The organism is Mesorhizobium sp. M7A.F.Ca.US.007.01.2.1 (assembly GCF_003998165.1).
GTDB classification, from domain to species: Bacteria; Pseudomonadota; Alphaproteobacteria; order Rhizobiales; family Rhizobiaceae; genus Mesorhizobium; species Mesorhizobium ciceri.
In genome coordinates this window covers 1-498 of the sequence record NZ_RZQP01000527.1, presented here as the reverse complement: position 1 = coordinate 498, position 498 = coordinate 1, and the positions used below count along the sequence as shown (strand labels likewise).

Annotated in this window: 1 pseudogene; it reads left to right on the top strand. The window is 68.5% G+C overall.

Annotation, left to right across the window (positions count from 1 at the left end):
* Positions 1 to 427, top strand: a pseudogene (locus tag EN949_RS35605) (cobyrinic acid a,c-diamide synthase); the annotation flags it as partial.
* Positions 428 to 498: the final 71 nt, after the last annotated feature.

Genomic DNA, 498 nt, shown 5'->3' with positions numbered 1-498 from the left:
CGGCTATCCCGAGCTTCACGCCGGCAAGCTCGCCGCCGCCGCGACTTTCCGCGCCGGCATGGCGCGTTTCGCCGCGACGAAGCCCATCCATGGCGAGTGCGGTGGCTTCATGGTGCTCGGCGAAGCCCTGGAGGACGCGTCGGGCGAAACGCATGCGATGCTCGGCCTGCTCGGCCATGCCACAAGCTTCGCCAGGCGCAAGATGAACCTCGGCTATCGCGAGGCGCGGCTGCGCGCCGACTGCCCGCTGGGCCCGGCTGGGGCGCTGATTCGTGGCCACGAATTCCACTATGCGCAGATGACGGCCACCGGCAATGACGAGCCGCTGGCCGACCTTGCCGACGGCCAGGGCAATCCGATCGGCGCCTCGGGCTACCGGCGCGGCCATGTCAGCGGCACCTTCTTCCATGCGATCGCGAGGGGCTAGGGGGATGAAGTTCAGGAATCTGGCCCTTTCACCACGGCAGGCCGTCGACGATATCGCGCTCTGCCTGGTCT